At 41.3% G+C, this 17969-nt stretch carries 17 protein-coding genes; 16 read left to right on the forward strand and 1 reads right to left on the reverse strand.

The features are described from left to right. Positions 1 to 2 precede the first annotated feature (2 nt). The 14 genes from ACTFWY_RS05005 to ACTFWY_RS05070 all read left to right on the forward strand — a co-directional run bounded on the left by ACTFWY_RS05005 (position 3) and on the right by ACTFWY_RS05070 (position 12979). Complete coding sequence (locus ACTFWY_RS05005) at positions 3 to 1007, forward strand: D-isomer specific 2-hydroxyacid dehydrogenase family protein (protein WP_103300213.1); 1005 nt, start codon at positions 3 to 5, stop codon at positions 1005 to 1007. Positions 1008 to 1019: 12 nt separating this feature from the next. After that, the gene (locus tag ACTFWY_RS05010) at positions 1020 to 2123 is read left to right on the forward strand and encodes an iron-containing alcohol dehydrogenase family protein (RefSeq protein WP_311828144.1); all 1104 of its coding nucleotides are present in this window, start codon (positions 1020 to 1022) and stop codon (positions 2121 to 2123) included. An 11-nt stretch (positions 2124 to 2134) separates the two neighbouring features. Continuing rightward, positions 2135 to 2965 carry a PTS mannose/fructose/sorbose/N-acetylgalactosamine transporter subunit IIC gene (locus tag ACTFWY_RS05015; protein ID WP_003125578.1) on the forward strand — a complete coding sequence of 277 codons (831 nt, stop codon included), beginning with the start codon at positions 2135 to 2137 and terminating at the stop codon, positions 2963 to 2965. A 21-nt stretch (positions 2966 to 2986) separates the two neighbouring features. Next, positions 2987 to 3844, forward strand: a complete 858-nt coding sequence (locus ACTFWY_RS05020) for a PTS system mannose/fructose/sorbose family transporter subunit IID (RefSeq protein WP_003125580.1) — start codon at positions 2987 to 2989, stop codon at positions 3842 to 3844. 18 nt (positions 3845 to 3862) lie between these two features. Beyond that, positions 3863 to 4369 carry a PTS system mannose/fructose/N-acetylgalactosamine-transporter subunit IIB gene (locus ACTFWY_RS05025; RefSeq protein WP_138371155.1) on the forward strand — a complete coding sequence of 169 codons (507 nt, stop codon included), beginning with the start codon at positions 3863 to 3865 and terminating at the stop codon, positions 4367 to 4369. Positions 4370 to 4492: 123 nt separating this feature from the next. Next, positions 4493 to 5365 carry a hypothetical protein gene (locus ACTFWY_RS05030; RefSeq protein WP_325825458.1) on the forward strand — a complete coding sequence of 291 codons (873 nt, stop codon included), beginning with the start codon at positions 4493 to 4495 and terminating at the stop codon, positions 5363 to 5365. Between the two features lie 46 nt (positions 5366 to 5411). Next, positions 5412 to 5867 (forward strand): PTS sugar transporter subunit IIA, encoded by a 456-nt coding sequence (locus ACTFWY_RS05035; protein WP_003125583.1) that lies wholly within the window; start codon positions 5412 to 5414, stop codon positions 5865 to 5867. A 15-nt stretch (positions 5868 to 5882) separates the two neighbouring features. Further along, positions 5883 to 6977 carry a mannonate dehydratase gene (uxuA, locus tag ACTFWY_RS05040; protein ID WP_003125584.1) on the forward strand — a complete coding sequence of 365 codons (1095 nt, stop codon included), beginning with the start codon at positions 5883 to 5885 and terminating at the stop codon, positions 6975 to 6977. A gap of 1 nt (position 6978) precedes the next feature. After that, entirely contained in the window at positions 6979 to 7611 is a 633-nt protein-coding gene (locus tag ACTFWY_RS05045) for a bifunctional 4-hydroxy-2-oxoglutarate aldolase/2-dehydro-3-deoxy-phosphogluconate aldolase (protein WP_103300216.1), read from the forward strand. A 74-nt stretch (positions 7612 to 7685) separates the two neighbouring features. Next, the gene (locus tag ACTFWY_RS05050) at positions 7686 to 8402 is read left to right on the forward strand and encodes an HAD family hydrolase (protein WP_138371153.1); all 717 of its coding nucleotides are present in this window, start codon (positions 7686 to 7688) and stop codon (positions 8400 to 8402) included. Between the two features lie 235 nt (positions 8403 to 8637). Continuing rightward, positions 8638 to 9621: a LacI family DNA-binding transcriptional regulator gene (locus ACTFWY_RS05055; protein WP_029486451.1), complete on the forward strand. Its 984-nt coding sequence runs from the start codon at positions 8638 to 8640 to the stop codon at positions 9619 to 9621. After that, positions 9618 to 11012 (forward strand): glycoside hydrolase family 1 protein, encoded by a 1395-nt coding sequence (locus ACTFWY_RS05060; protein ID WP_096710735.1) that lies wholly within the window; start codon positions 9618 to 9620, stop codon positions 11010 to 11012. Before ACTFWY_RS05055 ends, ACTFWY_RS05060 begins: the two co-directional genes overlap by 4 nt. 243 nt (positions 11013 to 11255) lie before the next feature. Next, the gene (locus ACTFWY_RS05065) at positions 11256 to 12059 is read left to right on the forward strand and encodes an AraC family transcriptional regulator (protein WP_003125590.1); all 804 of its coding nucleotides are present in this window, start codon (positions 11256 to 11258) and stop codon (positions 12057 to 12059) included. Beyond that, on the forward strand, positions 12056 to 12979 hold the full coding sequence (locus ACTFWY_RS05070; RefSeq protein WP_003125591.1) for a DMT family transporter: 924 nt from the start codon (positions 12056 to 12058) through the stop codon (positions 12977 to 12979). Before ACTFWY_RS05065 ends, ACTFWY_RS05070 begins: the two co-directional genes overlap by 4 nt. 425 nt (positions 12980 to 13404) lie before the next feature. Here the strand turns inward: ACTFWY_RS05070 and ACTFWY_RS05075 are convergent, their stop codons facing one another. After that, positions 13405 to 14571: an ROK family transcriptional regulator gene (locus ACTFWY_RS05075; protein ID WP_155853074.1), complete on the reverse strand. Its 1167-nt coding sequence runs from the start codon at positions 14569 to 14571 to the stop codon at positions 13405 to 13407. 250 nt (positions 14572 to 14821) lie between these two features. On the opposite strand from ACTFWY_RS05075, the gene xylB reads away from it, so the two are divergent. Both xylB and xylA read left to right on the forward strand, forming a co-directional pair. Further along, positions 14822 to 16318: a xylulokinase gene (gene xylB, locus ACTFWY_RS05080; RefSeq protein ID WP_103300222.1), complete on the forward strand. Its 1497-nt coding sequence runs from the start codon at positions 14822 to 14824 to the stop codon at positions 16316 to 16318. A gap of 96 nt (positions 16319 to 16414) precedes the next feature. Then, positions 16415 to 17722, forward strand: a complete 1308-nt coding sequence (gene xylA / locus ACTFWY_RS05085; protein ID WP_003125594.1) for a xylose isomerase — start codon at positions 16415 to 16417, stop codon at positions 17720 to 17722. Positions 17723 to 17969: the final 247 nt, after the last annotated feature.

Below are 17969 nucleotides of genomic sequence, written 5' to 3' on the forward strand. Positions count from 1 at the left end.
GGATGCTTGAGTATAAGATTGCGATAGTCAACTCTAGTAGTTTTGGCAAAATATTTCCTCAACATATCCAGAGGCTCGAAAAAATCGGCACAGTGACTCATTTTGATGTGGAAAGTGACATTTCCGGGAAGGAATTGGCGCAACGTTTACAAGGTTATAATCTGATCATCGCCAGTGTGACGCCTCACTTTACAGAGGAATTTTTTGAACACAAAGATGAGCTATTATTGATCACTCGTCATGGTATTGGCTACAACAATATCGATCTAGCAGCTGCACGTAACCATCAAACGATCGTTTCGATCATCCCAGCATTGGTGGAACGAGATGCGGTGGCAGAAAATAATGTGACGAATCTGTTGGCGCTTTTGCGGTGTACCGTAGAGTCATCTGTGAAAGTTCGGCAAGATCAATGGGAGTCACGAGCCAAATTCGTCGGGCGAGCATTGTTCAATAAAACAGTAGGTGTCATAGGTGTAGGCAACACAGGAAGTTGTGTCGTGGAGATTTTGCGCAATGGGTTTCGCTGTGAGGTATTAGCCTATGATCCCTATCAATCAGCACTCCACATACAAAGTTATGGCGGGAAGAAAGTTGAGTTAGATGAGTTACTGACTCGTTCAGACATCATTTGTCTGTGTGCCAATTTGACAGAAGAAAATTATCATATGATTTCAACCAAAGAAATTGAAAAAATGAAAGACCAAGTATATTTGTCAAATAGTGCTCGCGGAGCACTTTTAGATGAACAAGCAATTGTAAACGGTTTAAAATCCGGGAAGATCGCTGGCTTAGCGACAGATGTTTTAGAAGAAGAACCGGGGCGCAAGGATCACCCATACCTGGCATTTGATAACGTAATCATGACACCTCATACGTCTGCTTACACAATGGAGTGTCTCGAACAGATGGGAGAAAAATGTGTGACGGACATCGAACAGATCATTCAAGGGCAATTACCAGAACGAGCTGTTCAAGATCAAAGCGATTTTCTTGTTTTCTCATAAGGAGGGAAGGAAATGTTAACTGATTTAAAAGTAAAAGTTGGTCCTCAGTTTTATCGTTACCATGAAGGTGCATTAGCCCATATTCCAGAGCTGCTGCAAGAATATCAAGCCAAACGATTATTAATCGTTCATGGATCGATTTCATGGCAAAAAGCGCAACCCAAATTGACTTTTATCAACGAGGCGCCCCAGGATGTTTTTTATCATCAGTATACTGGGGAATGCAGTTACTACGGTGCAAATTTGATCAAAGATCAAGTAGAAGCACATCACATTGACTTTATCATCGGTGTCGGCGGCGGAAAATTGACCGATTTGGTCGGGTACGCAGCCCATCTGACCAATACGCCATTTGGTGTCGTGCCAACCTTAGCAAGTAATTGTGCACCATGGACACCGTTAGCTGTGATGTATAAAGAAAACGGCGAATCTGAAGGAAAGTCAGAGCACTTCTTGCGGCAAGCAGCTTTTTTGATTACAGATCCGACACTAGTGATTGATGCGCCAGTTTCCTACTTTATTGCTGGACTAGCAGATACCTTAGCAAAGTGGTATGAATCAGAAACAATTTTGGCGCAACCACAGCTTCAACATGAGCCTTTTCTACATTTGGCTGGCTACACAGCCAAACTATGCGAGAACGCGATTGTATCTCAGTCAAAACAAGCAATCCAGGATATGGAAGAGCAAAAGGTAACAGAAGAATTCATTCACTTGTCAGAGATTGTGTTTGCAGTTGCCGGTTTAGTTGGTGGATTGGGTGACAAATACGCCCGCAATGCGGCAGCCCATGCGATGCATGACGCAATCAGCAAATATCTGCCAGCAAGTCATCAGTTTTTGCATGGTGAAAAAGTTGCTTACGGCATTTTTTATCAATTAGCGATTGAAGAAAGATGGACGGTCATTGATCAGTTATTGCCGTTTTATCGAGAATTGCAGTTGCCAATGTCCCTGCATCAAATGGGGATCTATCCAGAAGACCCGCAAGTGATCGATCAGTTGGTGGCATTTGTTGATTCAAAAGAGAAAGTTCATCTGATTCCGGTTTCTATAACGAAAGAACGGCTGAAAAAAGCACTTTTAGATTTAGAAAACTATATCGAGCAGGTTTAGGAGGAGGAAAAATGGAAACTTTAAGTATTACACAGAGTTTACTGATTGCTTTATGGGTTGCGGCAGTCATGTCTAGATGGCTTGGTGGTGGGGCAACACTAACCCTTCGTTTCTCGCCATTGATGACTGGGTTGGTTGTTGGGATCGTGATGGGGGATGTAGCGCAAGCGATGATCGTTACTGCTGCACTACAGATGATTTATATGGGGGTCTTCTCTCCCGGCGGCTCAATGCCAGCTGAACCATCGATTGCTGCGGCTATTGCTGTACCGGTAGCATTATTAGGTAATCTGAAGCCCGAAGCGGCGATCGCAGTTGCTGTCCCGGTGGGACTTTTAGGCAGTTATTTGTATCAGTTCCGGTTCTTTATCAATACATTTTTAGGGAAGTATACGGATAAAGCAGTGGAAGACATGAATACAAAAGCAATTACTCGTTCGATCATTTTGTATCCAACGTTGGCCTCATTTATTTTATTTGTACCGCTTGTTTTCATCGCACTTTATCTGGGTGCACCACTGATCGCCGATGTCATCAATGCCCTTGAAGGGACTGTCGTCATCCATATTCTGGAGGTAGTAGGTGGTGGCTTGGCAGCGATCGGGATTGCAACGACTGTTTATGTCATTGGTCGGAAAGATTACATGGTTTTCTTCTTCCTTGCCTATTTTATGAGTGTCGTACTGAAATCATTGGAAATCACTATGGTTACTTACGCAATCTTTGGTGTTCTGATCGCATTGATCTTTGTACAATCACAAAAAGGAAAATTAGCCCCAGCTGCTGAAACGAATACGTCCAATGCATCCTTTGATGAGGACGATTACGATGATGGATTCTAAGAAACAAGGAGGAAGGAAAAAATGACAGAATCAGTGAAAGCAACACAGATCGCTCCAGAGGAGATCACAAAAAAAGATGTCACGAAAGCATATCTTCGCTGGCACTTTGCCAACGAGATCCCTCATTCATTTGAACGCTATCTGGCACCGTCACTTTTATACGCAATGATGCCGATTTTACGAAAATTATATAAGAACGAAGACGCCCTCAAGGCTGCCTATAAGCGGCAACTGCTCTTTTTCAACACGCAATTGAGCTGGGGGGGCGGCGTGATCACAGGCCTGATGTCTTCTATGGAACAGCAGCGGGCAGAAGAAGAACATGAAAACAAAGAAGTTCTGATGCAAGATGATTTGATGTACAACACAAAAGCAGGGTTGATGGGTGCTTTAGCAGGGATCGGTGATGCGATCGATTCTGGAACAGTACAGTATATCTTTATTGCGATCGCTGTCCCATGGGCCCAGCAGGGAAGTCCGCTAGGTGCATTGTTCCCATTTGTCTGTTTCGCTTTATACCAAGCATTTTTAGGTGTATTTTTTGCTCGACAAGCTTTTGCAATGGGACGAAACGCGACCGGATTGATGCAAAGTACCGGTGTTCAGACAGCAATCGAAACGTTGTCTGTTCTCGGGTTGTTTATGATGGGGGTCTTAGCTGGAAACTATGTCAATGTTTCTTCTTCGCTGAAATTTGATATTTCAGGACGAGAATTTATCATCCAAGATATTCTTGACCAGATTGTTCCAGGTATCTTGCCATTGGCTGTTGTAATGGGTGTTTATTGGTTCTATACGAAAAAAGGCTTAAAAGTTACGCAAGCACTGCTCTGGCTGACTTTGATCTTGATCATTCTAGCCGGCGTAGGGATTTTATAGAAAAGGAAGTGGAAAACAATGGGTGTAGTAAATTTAGCACGTGTGGATGAACGGTTGATTCATGGGCAAGTCATGATGACGTTGTCTCAAAAAAGCGGGGTCAACTCTATCTTCGTCGTTGATGAAGTGGTTGCTAAGGATAAATTCATGCGAGATCTATACAAAAATGCCGGCAGTCGCACAGGACAAAAAACGATTGTCGTGACACCAGAAAAAGCAAAATTTTATTGGGATGAATATGCGTTTAAAGAGTACAATTGCATCCTGATCGCAAAAACCATCAGTGTGATTTATGATCTGGTCACCCATGGTGTGCCAATGAAAGAGTTGAACATTGGCGGGATCGCACAGAAAGATCCAGAAAAAGATCTGTTAGTTACAAAATCCGTCTACTTGAATAAAGCAGATGCCGCAAGATTAAAGGAAATGAATGAACACTATGGAGTCGAAAACATCTATTTCCAAGCAACACCTTCTGCTCCTAAATCCTCTTTAAAAGAGGTCTTGAAACAATTCGAATTATAACTGCCAAATACAGCAACTGAGCTAGTTCCATCAATAACAAAAAAGCAACGGTCATTTGATGGTTGCTAGCTCAAAGGCTGTTGAAAACGTGCTGGATCCTTCGAAAAATGGGAGATGAAAAAGATGCAGAAAGACCGCTTCAATGATTGGCTGTTTCGTTACCGCTATATTTATCGTTCTCGCTTAAGTGACCGCAGCAAAAAAAGATTCCTAAATGCTTTAGTGACAGATATCTCACAAATAAGAAAAGATATTCGCGTAATCGAATATGATTTGAAACATAAAGCAGCTTCGAGAAATGTTTACATCGGAGATATTGCTCAAGCAGATCGAATCATTTGTACGTATTATGATACACCGCCGCAACATTTTGGCGCTTATCATTTTTTTGATCGAAAGGCGCAAGGTCGTCAAACAATGAATTTTATTCTTGTCAGCTCATTCATAACGATTGGGATCGGCGCAGTAGCGACATGGTTCTATAGTCAATTCGCTGCTGACGGTTTTGTACTTTTTTCTTGGCAAACATTTTTCTTAGTTCTGGCATTTGGTTCGTACTTTCTTTTATTGGGAAAAGTGGTAAAAGGGGCGGTCTTCCAGAAAAACTTAACGAGAAATACTTCTTCGGTTTTGGCATTATTGGCTTTAATCAGTGAAAATGAACGACAAAACACTGCGTTTGCGTTCTTGGATGAAGGAAGCTATGGCGAACGAGGATTAGAAGTTTTGCGAGACTCAGCCAAACGCAAGGCTACGATTTATTATCTGGATTCTGTTGGTGCCAAAGCCCCTCTACATGTAGTAGGAACAGAGTTTGATCGCAAACAATTAGCACGGCTCGGAATCCTTCAAGAAGAAGGAATCCATGCAACAATCAATTATGTGATCAGCGGAAATAAGGAATCAACAGAGGGATATTATCTGCCTAAACAATTATTAAAGCAAAAAGACATCAATATGGAAAATGTAAACAAGACGATTGCCTTGTTACAGTAAACGTTTTGCATGGAAATCCATGCAGGGAGACAAAGGAGGAATGACAATGTTGGGAATCGTACTTGCTACTCATGGCACATTAAGCGATGGACTGAAAGATGCGGCAACAGTCATCATGGGAGCAGTCGAAAATATAGCGACAGTCAATTTGTATCAAGGAGATGATGTTCAAGCACTGGGAGAAAAAATCAGTACCGCGGTACATCAAGTCAATCAACAAGAAGGGGTGCTGATCTTAGTAGACTTACTGAGCGCTAGCCCTTACAACCAGTCAGTTTTGACGATCAATCAGTTAGAAAAAGAGCTGCAAGAAGAAGTTTACGTTATTGGCGGTACCAACTTGCCGATGGTGTTAGAAGCAATCAATCATCAATTACTGCAAACACCAATTGCATCAGCGGCACAAGCAGTGATCGATCAAGGAGAAGATAGTGTTGCTTTTTGGCATATCTCGAATGAGACGCCAGCTGCTGGCGATGAGGATGACGATGATGATTTTTAAGAAAGGATGTTGACTATGAAATGGGGCTTTAGATGGTATGGCGAAGGAGACTCGATTCCTTTGCAAAATGTCCGTCAAATACCTGGCATCAATGGGGTCATCGGCACCTTGTTAAACAAACTGCCAGGAGATATTTGGGAAATTGCCGAAATTGAGGAATTAAAACAATCAATCGAAAAAGAAGAACTGACATTACTAGGAATCGAAAGTGTGGCGATCCATGACGCGATCAAGGCAGGAACAGAAGAACGGGATCACTACATCGATCATTACATTCAGACGATCAAAAATCTTTCTGCTTGTGGCATACATCTGATTTGTTATAGTTTTAAGCCGATTTTTGGTTGGGCAAAAACCAATCTTTTTTATGAAAATGAGGATGGCAGTTTCTCATTGCTGTATGACCAAGCAGTGGTTGATGGGATGGAACCTAGCGAAATGTACACATTGATCCACAGCCAATCAAAAGGATTCAAGCTGCCTGGTTGGGAAGAAGAACGGTTAAAGAAATTCAATCAGCTGATGAAGACTTATGACGGAGTGACAGAAGAGGTTCTTTTCGATAACTTGGCTTATTTTTTGAAACGAATTATTCCTGTTTGCGAAGAAATGAATGTTAAAATGGCCATCCATCCGGATGACCCGCCTTGGGAGATCTTCGGCTTGCCGCGAATCACCAAAAACTTGTCTGACTTGAAAAAAATATTGTCTATTGTTGACTCTCCTTATAATGGATTGACGCTATGCACTGGTTCGTTAGGCGCCGATCCGAAAAATGAACTAGTGTCGATCATCCATGAGGTTGGCGACCGAATTAATTTTGTACATTTCCGAAACGTTCTCTTTATGGGAGACCGCAAATTCAAAGAGTCTGCACACTTGTCTACAGAAGGTTCACTAGATATGTATGCCATTATGAAAGCCTTGGTGGATGTAGGATTTACTGGAGTGATTCGTCCAGATCATGGGCGAACGATCTGGGGGGAAGTAGCAATGCCAGGATATGGTCTGTATGATCGAGCTTTGGGGATTAGTTACTTGCAAGGACTGCATGAAGCGGTTGTCAAATCGCAAATGTCTGCAGAAATTGATCAGAAAGCGGGGGAATAGAATGGCAAACGTCGAATCATTGACCGAACATTTAGCGGCTACGAAAGTTTTACCGCTTTATACCGCCACAGACATGTCGTTGCTAGATCCACTAGAAGAATTATTGATTAAACATGATATTCGTTTGATTGAAGTGACTTTCCGCAGCGAACTGGCGTTAAAAGCAATCGAACACTTAGCACGCTCAGGGAAGTTGCTCGTGGGAGCCGGCACGGTGAGAACACTTGAAGAAGCCCAACAAGCGGTAGCAAAGGGGGCCCAGTTTATTGTCTCTCCAGCTATTGTTCCAGAAGTTATCGATCACTGTCTAAAGAATCAGATTCCGATTTTTCCAGGAACAGCGACACCAAATGATATTCAGAAAGCCGTATCGTTTGGGATCAAAACTGTGAAATTTTTTCCAGCAGATATTTATGGCGGGTTACAAGCAATCAAAGCGTTAAGCGGTCCCTTCTATGATGTTCGATTTTTGCCAACTGGCGGAATCTCTAAGGACAATTGCCAAGACTACCTTGCTCATCCGCAAGTAATCGCAGTTGGGGGTTCTTTCATCCTTTCAGAAGAGCTGGTCAGAGATTATGAGCAAGGGGATGCACATTTAGCATCCTTAAAAGCAATTCTTGAATCGACCTGAGTATCAAAACGAAGAGCGGTGCGATCTAATGCTAGACGCATGGCTCTTTTTTAAAATAAAGTAGGAGAAAGCGAATGAACACAATCCAACTAGTAATTTTTGACATGGATGGCTTAATGTTTGAAACAGGACGACTTGCCTACCGTGCCTATCTAAAATCTGCTGAAGAACACGATTTTGAATTGATCCATGATGTCTATTATTATTTGACCGGGAAAAGAGAAGCCGAGATTCGTCAAGGAATGAAAGAGTTATACGGCGATGTCCCTGTCGACCAATGGCGGGATTCGATGAACCGATACAAAGAAGCCATTTTAGCCGAAGAAAAAAGAGTCTACAAAAAGCCAGGTTTGCTCGATTTACTAAAGGAGCTGAAGCAGCACACCTGCCAAATCGCATTAGCCTCCTCTTCTTCCCGAGAAAAAATCGCCACCTATTTTGAGCTAGAAAAGATGCCGTCTATCTTTGATATCATCGTAGCTGGCGATCAAGTCAAGCAAGGAAAGCCCGATCCGGAAATTTTTTTGACGGCTTGTCGTCAGGCAAAGGTTCTCCCAAAAGATGCCTTAGTCTTAGAAGACTCGTTTGCCGGGATAGCTGCTGCTGAAAAAGCGGGCATCTCAGCGTTTATGGTCGAAGATGATTTGACAGACTTACCGACAAGAAAAGGAAGATACCCATTGAGCAAACAACCAATCATCGACAAAGAGGTGCTCTTTCAAGGTGTTCGGCGTTTTACTGATTTAACCGAAGTCAAAGACTTTTTACTAGCCAATCAATTACTTAGGTAATTGATTGGTTCGATCAAGATGAATGGTTCTATTCAGCTCTTGAAGCGTATTAGCAGCCATTCATCTTTTACATTTTTAGCGTAATTAAATGTAAAGGGAAAATGAATACGTATCCAAAAAAGATTGCAATTTTGGAAAAACGTGCTATAGTTTGAAATTGAACCGGTTCAATTTTTTAACAAGCTGATGATTTTTATTAGATCGTGAAAAATGGCATCAGAGAAAGGTGAGAAACATGGCTTCGATTCGAGATGTTGCGCAATTAGCAGGTGTTTCTGTAGGGACTGTTTCCCGATATTTGAATGGACATCAGCTGAAACAATTGAATAGAGAAAAGATTGCTGCTGCTATTGAGTCGCTTGACTACAAAGAGAATATTATTGCGAAGGGTTTAAAGAACAATCGTAGCTATTCATTTGGCTTATTGATGAATCGCATCTCCAGTCGTTTTGGCTCGGAAGTTGTTTCTGGTATCGAGAAAGTCGCGGAAGAAAATGGCTATAGTATTTTGCTGAGTGGTTTTACGAATAGCAAAGAGGACCATGACAAACTCGATTATTTATTGCAGCATGCTGTCGACGGATTGATTGTTTTCTTTTCTGATGAAAAAAAGTTTGATTTGTCGAAATGGCAGGACATTCAGATACCCATTGTCTTTTTGAATCATCCTGAAACACAAGGAATCGCCGATGTTCTCTTATTGAACGACCGTCAAAGTGTTTTTGACGTCATCAACCATTATTTAGCAGCTGGACATAAAAAAATCGGTTATCTTTCCGCTCCACAGTCGGATCACACTGCGAGAGAACGATTGTTTGGTGCGCAAGCTGCTATGGCAAACAATGAAGCAGAAATGAAAATCGTGGTGGGGGACTACACAAGACAAAGCGGTTATCGGGGAACTGAAGAATTAGTCGCATGGGGAGCGACTGCAATTTTTGTCAGTAACTACAACATGTCAGTGGGGGCTTTGGAATGTTTCAATCAAAAGAGACTGATCGTTGGAAAAGATATCGCCTTTGGTCACTATGATTATCTTTCTGAAGCAGAACAGAGTTTGTTGCCGCAAATAACTGTGAATCCGCCAGCAGAAAAAATGGGGGAGAAAGCCGCAGAACTTGTCTTAGAACGAATCAAAATGGGAAAAGCGGCCACTGAAAAACAAGTGGTCTTAATGGAAAATCAATTACTAGGATTACCGAAGGGAGCAGAAACATGAAGGTTCAATTTCCAGAAAATTTTTGGTGGGGTTCCGCAGCAAGCGGCCCACAGACAGAAGGTCGGGTAGCCGGGGACGGCAAAGGCGAGAATATTTTTGATTACTGGTATGCCAAAGAACCGGAAAAATTTTTTGATCAAGTAGGTCCAGACCAAGCATCGGAAGTCTATCTCAACTACAAAGAGGATGTCCAATTGATGGTTGAAACCGGCCATAACTCTTTTCGGACTTCGATTCAATGGAGCCGTTTGATTCCGGATGGAACGGGGGCAGTCAATCCTAAAGCTGTTTCTTTTTATAATGATTATTTTGATGAATTGATCAACAATGGGATCGAACCATTTGTCAATCTGTATCACTTTGATATGCCAATGGCATTACAAGAAAAAGGCGGCTGGCTCCAGCGAGAGACTGTGGAGGCATATGCCAGATATGCCAAGACATGTTTCGACTTGTTTGGGGATAAAGTCAAAAAATGGTTTACTCATAATGAACCGATCGTTCCTGTTGAGGCGGGCTATTTGTATCAATTGCATTATCCAGAAGAAAGTAACATGAAACATGCCATTCAAGTCGGATTTAATGAAGCATTGGCTTCCGCTTTGGCGATCAAGGCTTACCATGAAAGTGGGCAAACTGGTCAAATCGGCATCATACTGAATCTAACTCCAAGTTATCCAAGAGACAGTAATAATCCCGAAGATGTTCGAGCAGCAGAAATCGCGGATGCTTTTTTCAATCGTTCATTTCTTGATCCTGCGGTCAAAGGAATTTTCCCAGAAGAACTGGTGAAAATCGTGAAAGAATTAGACATGGTACCTGAGATGCAAGCGAGCGATCTCGACATCATCAAAAATAATACTGTCGATTTGTTGGGGGTCAACTATTATCAGCCACGGCGAATCAAAGCGAAAGAAACGCCTGTCGATCCTGCAGCAGAGCCAATGCCAGAAAATTATTTTGATGTGTATGATATGCCAGGCAAAAAAATGAATCCTTATCGTGGTTGGGAAATCTATGAAAAAGGCATTTACGATATCCTGATCAACCTGCGGGATAACTATGGCAACCTGCCGTGCTTTATCTCCGAAAATGGCATGGGGGTTGAAAATGAACGTCGTTTCTTAGGTGAAGATGGGATGATTCATGATGACTATCGGATTGAATTTGTCTCAGAGCATTTGAAATATGTTCATCAAGCAATTCAAGAAGGGGCAAATTGCCTAGGCTACCACATGTGGACCTGCATGGACAACTGGTCATGGACCAATGCTTACAAAAATCGATATGGCTTTATTTCTGTTGATTTAGAAAATGACCGCAAACGGAGTATCAAGAAATCAGGATATTGGTTCAAGCAAGTCTCTGACAATAATGGCTTTGAGGGATGATTTTTCCGTGAGCATGCGCCGATAAAATGTCTGGTAAATCCAAACTAGAAGAGCGGATCAAACAATTAAAGCAGATAGAGGAAAGGCGATCTTTCTTTTATCTGCTTTTTCGTTGGTTCATAAATAGGGTCTGGAAAGGTTATCTGGAAAGGTTAAATGTAGGATGATTCCGAGAAAAGCATGGAATATTTTACAAGAAATCGAAAGGTTCAATGCTAAAATAGATAGAAAAGGAGGAACAGTATGAAAAAGGTTCACTATGATGAAATAGTTGGCATTGAGGCTTATGCGTTAGAAAAGTATCAAAAGAGCTTTCCCCTCCATTTTCATGATTATTATGTAGTGGGTATTTTGTTAGCAGGAAGAAGAAAGCTGTATTGCGGAGAGACACAAATCCTCGAAAAAGGCGATCTGAATTTATTCAATCCCTATCAGCCTCATAGCTGCCAAAGTCTGGAGAACCAAGAAATCACCTACCACGCCCTCAACATTTCCAAGCAAGCAATGACACAAGTGGTAAAAGAAATTACCGGCAAAAAGGATCTGCCTTATTTTAGTCAAGTCATCCTGCGAAACAATAGCACAGGAGAACTAGTCGAAGAATTGTACCAAGCGATTCTTTCAAAGAAATCACCTCTATATCGAGAGGAATTGATGTATTTGCTTATTGAAAACTTACTTGCCTATACAGCAGAAGGGTATCAGAATGAACCCGTTGAAAATGTCCTGTTAGAAAATGTTTGCCATCATTTACAAAAAAATTATACAGAAGACATTCGTTTAGAGAATCTCGTTGCGTTGACGAATTTGAAAAAAAGTTCTTTTATTCATCAATTTACAAAAAACTATGGCATGACACCTTATCGGTATCTGTTATCGATCCGAATCGATGAAGCAAAGAAATTACTGGCAAAACAGCAGTCCTTATCAGAAGTGGCGTTGATGACGAATTTCTCCGATCAAAGTCATTTCTCCAATGTATTCAAAAGCTTTATTGGGCTGACACCAAAACAATATCAAAAAATGTATTTAAGGAGTACAGAATGAATCATTTATTTAAGAATCCCCATGTCACTGCCTTGATCACGGTTTTCTTCTGGTCAACGACTTTTATTGCCACAAAACTGCTGCTGATTGATTTTTCACCCACGGCGATATTATTTTTACGATTTATCATCGGACTAGTGGCGTTGAGTGTGTTATCCAAATTTAGCAGGATACACTATCACTTTCGTCAACATCTTTATTTGATGGCAGCAGGAATATCTGGCGTTTGTTTTTATTTCTTTTTAGAGAACATAGCTTTAAGTTATACAAGTACATCGAATGTTGCGGTGATTGTTTCCATTTCTCCACTCTTCATTGGCTTAGCCTCTGCTCTCATTTATCGAACGAAATTAAAGGGAACATTCTTTATTGGTTTTTTACTTTCTTTTTGTGGTATTTTTCTGATCAGCTTTGCAGGAAATCTTTCGTTTCATCCCTTTGGCGACTTTTTAGCTATAGCAGCCGCCCTGATGTGGATGGTCTATTCACTGTTGGTCAAAAAGATCGCTAGTTGGGGACATTCCGTGATCGACACGACGAAAATGATCTTCCTATATGGCATTCTATTTATTATGCCGCTGTTCTTTTTGACGAAAAGTTCCCTTTCGTTAGATAAATTGCTTCAAACGGACAATCTGCTTTATCTGCTGTTTCTTGGACTGGGGGCTTCCGCGTTGTGCTTCGTTCTATGGAATTACACCGTCGAACAGCTAGGTGCTGTTATGGCTGGCCTCTATATTTATTTGGTTCCTGTGACGACATTATTTGCTTCTTTTCTTATCCTAGGAGAAGGGATCAGTTTAGTGAAACTACTAGGCGTGACGTTGACGCTATTCGGTCTTTTTGTATCAGAAGGAAAATCAAGCCTTCCAATAAGGGCAAGACTAAAAAAGACAAAACTAAAGAACCAAGATGAGTAATGATCAAAAGCAATGGGGAAAATTCAAGCAATTCTGACTTTATAGGTCTATTCCTTTTTTAGAAGGGGAAGAGACCTTTTGATTTTGAATAGGAGTAAATGATTGCAGTCGAAATATATCGTTGGCGGGGTCACTGCAGGAGACATAAAAGGATAAGCCGCTGGGAGAAGGGATTGATGAGGGGGGGTTCAATATTGTCTTGCTGGCACTGTATGATATAAGGAAAAATAAAGAATGATAACCAAAGTATCTGACAGGAGAACACGTATGAAATTGTGCAGGAGCACAGAGTACTCCTGCAGCGCAGCGACAGTCAGCTACCCAAACTTATGTCCCAGCCCATTTGTTGTGTTGCCACTTATTGAGGTTATACGGTGGCTAAATGAATGAGTGGATTTTCTGTATCAGAAAAAAATTTTTATGGATTAAAGGAAATCAATCGTTGGAAAGCGCAGATCTTCAATGTTTAAGAAGTTCTTGGCAATCAGAACATTACCACCGAACAGAGGTGCCTGTTCGCCCAAACGACTGTTTTTGATTTTCGTATTCTGAGTGAACTGACTGGTTAATTTTTGTTGCAGGTCTTTGGTCAATTGAGGGATTTTGCGATAGACAGAGCTGTTGATATAAACCTCTTCAGGATCGAAAAATGTAATGACATTATTTAAGCCGATACTCAAAAATTCGACATTTTGTTGTGCTAGTTCAAGCGCTGATTTCTCGCCAGAACGAATAGCCTTTGCAAAAATATCTGAATTGACAAGCTCTTTTTTTGTATAGTGACTGTAGGTATCGAATAAAACTTTATTAGAAGCGTATTGCTCTAAACACCCGCGATTTCCACAAGGACAAAGGTTTCCATGAGGGAACAATGTAGAATGACCCACTTCTCCAGCTGTTCCGTGAGTTCCTGTCTGTAAACGTCCATTTACAATGATGCCGACACCGATGCCGCTATGAATACTGACACTGAGCAGATTAGTTGAATCAGACGAAAAGCAATACTCTCCTAATGCAGTCAAATTTGCTTCATTTTCGATATAGACTGCGGTATGGTATTTCTGACTAAGAGGAGAGACCAAATCAATGTGTTCCAGATCATAATAGGGCGTAAAAGTGATGTTCTCCTGATTAACGATACCGTGGATCGCTAAACAAATACCAACCAATCCATGGGTAGTAGGAGGCATCTTGGGGGTAAATTCAGCCATTATCGAATCAATCGTGGTGAATACGTTGTCTCTTGTAATCAAGATATCTTGTTTTTCCAAAATGGCTATTCGTTGACCATTGATATAAGATAGCATGCCATTGACATAATTATACCCAATATCAAACGTAATCGCTAAGCTGCTTTGATGATTGAACTGAAGCTGGATAGGTTTGCGTCCGCCAATCGATGTGGAATCACCAATTCCTACTTCTTTGACAAAATCGGTTTCAATCAATTTTTTCATTATTTGCGAAACAGAGGCTTTGTTAAGATTCGTTAAGTTGGAAACTTCAGCTCTAGAAATATGTTCGTTATCAATGATGGTTTTCAGGACGGCAGCTTCATTCTGCTCTCGGATGCCCATTTTGTTAATAATCATAGTATCTCCTTCTTCGTCTATAGTAATGTTAGTTTACCGTGCAAATTAATAAAGTGCAAGTTTATCTGTAAAAGGAGATATTACTCAGTTAGGTGCTTAAAAAAGTCTCAAATAACTGTTGAAAGCGCTTGACAAAAATGGATGGGTCGTTTACTATCCAATTAGTTAGTTTTTTAAGCAAATTAACCTAAAAGCAATATTTTGTAAACCATAACAAATAAGAATTTCATCAGTAGCAAAGGAGAAGAATATGGCTTATTTACTAGGACTGGATCTAGGAACGAGTTCTTTGAAAGGATTGGTTTTTGATCACTCAGGGAATCTGATTGACACTGCTAGTGCAGACTATCCATTGTCGTCCCCCCGACCTGGATTCAGTGAGCAAGATCCTAATCATTGGCGTCAAGCGGCTCATGCAGTCATTAAAGCGTTGATCGATAAAGTGCCTGAGTTGCGCAAAGAATTGATCGGCATCAGCTTTTCAGGACAAATGCACAGTTTAGTCTTGCTAGACGAACAAAACAAGGTCATTCGACCAGCAATTTTGTGGAACGATGTTCGGACGACGAAGCAATGTCAGCGAATCATGGAAGAGATGCCAGAGATTCTTTCAATCACAAAGAACATTGCACTAGAAGGATTCACATTACCTAAAATCTGTTGGGTTCAAGAACATGAGCCTGAGAATTGGCAGAAGGTCCAGCACTTGATGCTGCCGAAAGATTTCTTAGCATTGTGGTTATCAGGTACCTATTCAATGGATTATTCGGATGCTGCTGGGACATTACTACTGGACAGTGAGAAGAACTGTTGGTCTGCAGAAATCCTCAACAAGTTTGCTATTCCAGAAGAAATCTTACCGACACTTTTTGAATCAGCAGCTGAAGTCGGGACACTGGTCCCTGATTTACAAACAGAATTTGGCTTTGAAAAAGAAGTCAAAATCTTTGCTGGCGGCGCCGATAACGCATGTGCAGCGCTAGGATCTGGGATTATTGACGAAGGCATTGGGATGGTATCGATCGGTACTAGCGGTGTATTCTTATCTTTTGAAGCGCAGAAGGTTGATTACCAAGGGAAATTGCATGTTTTCAATCATGCAGTGGCAAAAAAACAATACTCGATGGGTGTCACACTAGCTGCCGGTAACTCACTAAGTTGGTACCGAGATACATTCGCAGAAGGAGTAGACTTCTCCGAATTGCTAGCAGATATTGGGGAGGTTTCTCCCGGAGCAGATGGTCTGCTGTTCACCCCTTATATTGTTGGTGAACGAACTCCTTATACGGACAGCACTGTCAGAGGAAGCTTCATAGGGATCGATACCCATCACCGACGTCGGCATTTCAGCCGAGCGGTCTTGGAAGGCATCACTTTTTCTCTGAAAGACTCTCAACTGATCATGGAAGAAGAAGCAAAACGGAAATTTAGCAAAATCGTTTCTGTTGGTGGGGGTGCGAAAAACAAAGAGTGGCTTCAGATGCAGGCAGATATTTTTGCTGCAGAGATCACAACATTATCCACAGAGCAAGGTCCCGGCATGGGGGCCGCGATGTTAGCGGCAATCGGAAGCGGACTTTATCCTGACGAAGCGGCTTGTGTGAAGGCTTTTGTAAAGTATGGGTCAGTAATCCAGCCAATCGCAGAAAATGTAACGGAGTATCAACGGATCTATTCTGTTTATCATAAAGTGTATCAACAAACAGCACCTCTTTGTCGCGAATTGGCAGCATTGCAGTCAGAGTAATCAACGAAAGAATCGCCACTACTAAAGGTTTCATGTAACTTATTTTAGAAGTAAGTTAGTTTGTTATGTTAAAAAACTAAAAATGGAGGAACCAAAATGAATTATTTTCCAACGATTGATAAAATCAAGTATGAAGGTCCAGAAACGGCCAATATGTTTGCTTTTCGGCATTATGATGCAGAAGAAGTAGTCCTAGGCAAGAAAATGAAAGACCATTTACGGTTTGCGATTGCCTACTGGCATACTATGACACAAGATGGTTCAGATCCTTTCGGAGCACCGGTCAATCAGCGCACTTGGTTCGGTGAAACGGAAATGGAAACCGCGAAAAATCGAGTAGAAGCATTCTTTGAAATTTGCGAGAAGCTAGGCGCTGAATTCTTCTGTTTCCATGATGTTGATGTAGCACCTGCTGGTGAAACTTTAGAGGAGTTCTTCCAAAATTTAGATGTGATCACAGACCTGATCAAAGAAAAGATGGATCAAACAGGCATCAAATTGTTATGGAACACAGCCAATATGTTTTCTCACCCACGATTTAACAACGGTGCTGCTTCAACGAACAATGCAGAAGTCTATGCCTATGCAGCTGCCCAAGTCAAAAAAGGGTTAGATATCTCTAAAAAACTAGGCGGCGAAAACTACGTCTTTTGGGGTGGTCGTGAAGGGTACGAAACGTTATTGAACACAGATATGAAATTCGAACAAGACAATATTGCCCGCCTATTTAAAATGGCAATTGCTTATGGAGAAAAAATTGGTCACAAACCGCAATTTCTATTAGAACCTAAACCAAAAGAACCGTCGAAACATCAATATGACTTTGATGCCGCGACGACGATGGCCTTTATCCAACATTATGGCTTAGAAGGCGACTTCAAGTTGAATCTTGAAGCCAATCATGCAACTTTAGCTGGGCACACGTTTGAACATGAAATTGCTGTTGCTCGTAGCTATAATGCATTAGGATCTTTAGATGCTAACCAAGGAGATATGCTTCTAGGATGGGACACCGATGAATTTCCAACGAATGTTTTTGACTCAACGCTGGCATTATACGAAGTATTGGAAAATGGCGGTATCGCACCAGGCGGGATCAATTTTGACTCCAAAGTCCGTCGTTCATCTTTTGAAATGGAAGACTTGCTATTGGCACATATTGCTGGGATGGATACCTATGCACGAGCATTGAAAGCCGCAGCAAAAATCAAAGAAGATCGTTTCTTAGATGAATTGAAGGAAAAACGCTATGCCTCATTTAACGTAGGGATCGGCGCAAAGATCGTGGCAGATCAGGAGGATCTTGAAAGCTTAACGGATTACGCATTGGCACATGATCAAGTGGAGCTGGAATCTAGCCACATTGAATACGTGAAATCTCGTTTGAATGATTACTTGATTTAATGAAATAGGCTGTGACATAAGCCGAAACAGATAACTACCTAATTGCTACCAGAGAAGTCAGCAAGTTATGGCTTTTTGAGGCAAATCGACCATTTTCGTCAGGAGACACCCTTCTGATCGGGTAATTATTTGTTCAACTTATGCCACAGTTTTTTTTATGAAAAAAACAAAAATCTGTTATGTATGATTGAAAATATGATACGATCATATGTAATCGTTTTATTGTGATTGCTGGGAAGGATTATGA

The organism is Enterococcus sp. 125944 (genome assembly GCF_051909435.1).
GTDB classification, from domain to species: Bacteria; Bacillota; Bacilli; order Lactobacillales; family Enterococcaceae; genus Enterococcus_D; species Enterococcus_D gallinarum.

Coding starts and splice junctions, on each gene's coding strand:
- ACTFWY_RS05005 (WP_103300213.1), top strand. CDS start 3: ATGCTTGAGTATAAGATTGCGATAGTCAACTCTAGTAGTTTTGGCAAA.
- ACTFWY_RS05010 (WP_311828144.1), top strand. CDS start 1,020: ATGTTAACTGATTTAAAAGTAAAAGTTGGTCCTCAGTTTTATCGTTAC.
- ACTFWY_RS05015 (WP_003125578.1), top strand. CDS start 2,135: ATGGAAACTTTAAGTATTACACAGAGTTTACTGATTGCTTTATGGGTT.
- ACTFWY_RS05020 (WP_003125580.1), top strand. CDS start 2,987: ATGACAGAATCAGTGAAAGCAACACAGATCGCTCCAGAGGAGATCACA.
- ACTFWY_RS05025 (WP_138371155.1), top strand. CDS start 3,863: ATGGGTGTAGTAAATTTAGCACGTGTGGATGAACGGTTGATTCATGGG.
- ACTFWY_RS05030 (WP_325825458.1), top strand. CDS start 4,493: ATGCAGAAAGACCGCTTCAATGATTGGCTGTTTCGTTACCGCTATATT.
- ACTFWY_RS05035 (WP_003125583.1), top strand. CDS start 5,412: ATGTTGGGAATCGTACTTGCTACTCATGGCACATTAAGCGATGGACTG.
- uxuA (WP_003125584.1), top strand. CDS start 5,883: ATGAAATGGGGCTTTAGATGGTATGGCGAAGGAGACTCGATTCCTTTG.
- ACTFWY_RS05045 (WP_103300216.1), top strand. CDS start 6,979: ATGGCAAACGTCGAATCATTGACCGAACATTTAGCGGCTACGAAAGTT.
- ACTFWY_RS05050 (WP_138371153.1), top strand. CDS start 7,686: ATGAACACAATCCAACTAGTAATTTTTGACATGGATGGCTTAATGTTT.
- ACTFWY_RS05055 (WP_029486451.1), top strand. CDS start 8,638: ATGGCTTCGATTCGAGATGTTGCGCAATTAGCAGGTGTTTCTGTAGGG.
- ACTFWY_RS05060 (WP_096710735.1), top strand. CDS start 9,618: ATGAAGGTTCAATTTCCAGAAAATTTTTGGTGGGGTTCCGCAGCAAGC.
- ACTFWY_RS05065 (WP_003125590.1), top strand. CDS start 11,256: ATGAAAAAGGTTCACTATGATGAAATAGTTGGCATTGAGGCTTATGCG.
- ACTFWY_RS05070 (WP_003125591.1), top strand. CDS start 12,056: ATGAATCATTTATTTAAGAATCCCCATGTCACTGCCTTGATCACGGTT.
- ACTFWY_RS05075 (WP_155853074.1), bottom strand. CDS start 14,571: ATGATTATTAACAAAATGGGCATCCGAGAGCAGAATGAAGCTGCCGTC.
- xylB (WP_103300222.1), top strand. CDS start 14,822: ATGGCTTATTTACTAGGACTGGATCTAGGAACGAGTTCTTTGAAAGGA.
- xylA (WP_003125594.1), top strand. CDS start 16,415: ATGAATTATTTTCCAACGATTGATAAAATCAAGTATGAAGGTCCAGAA.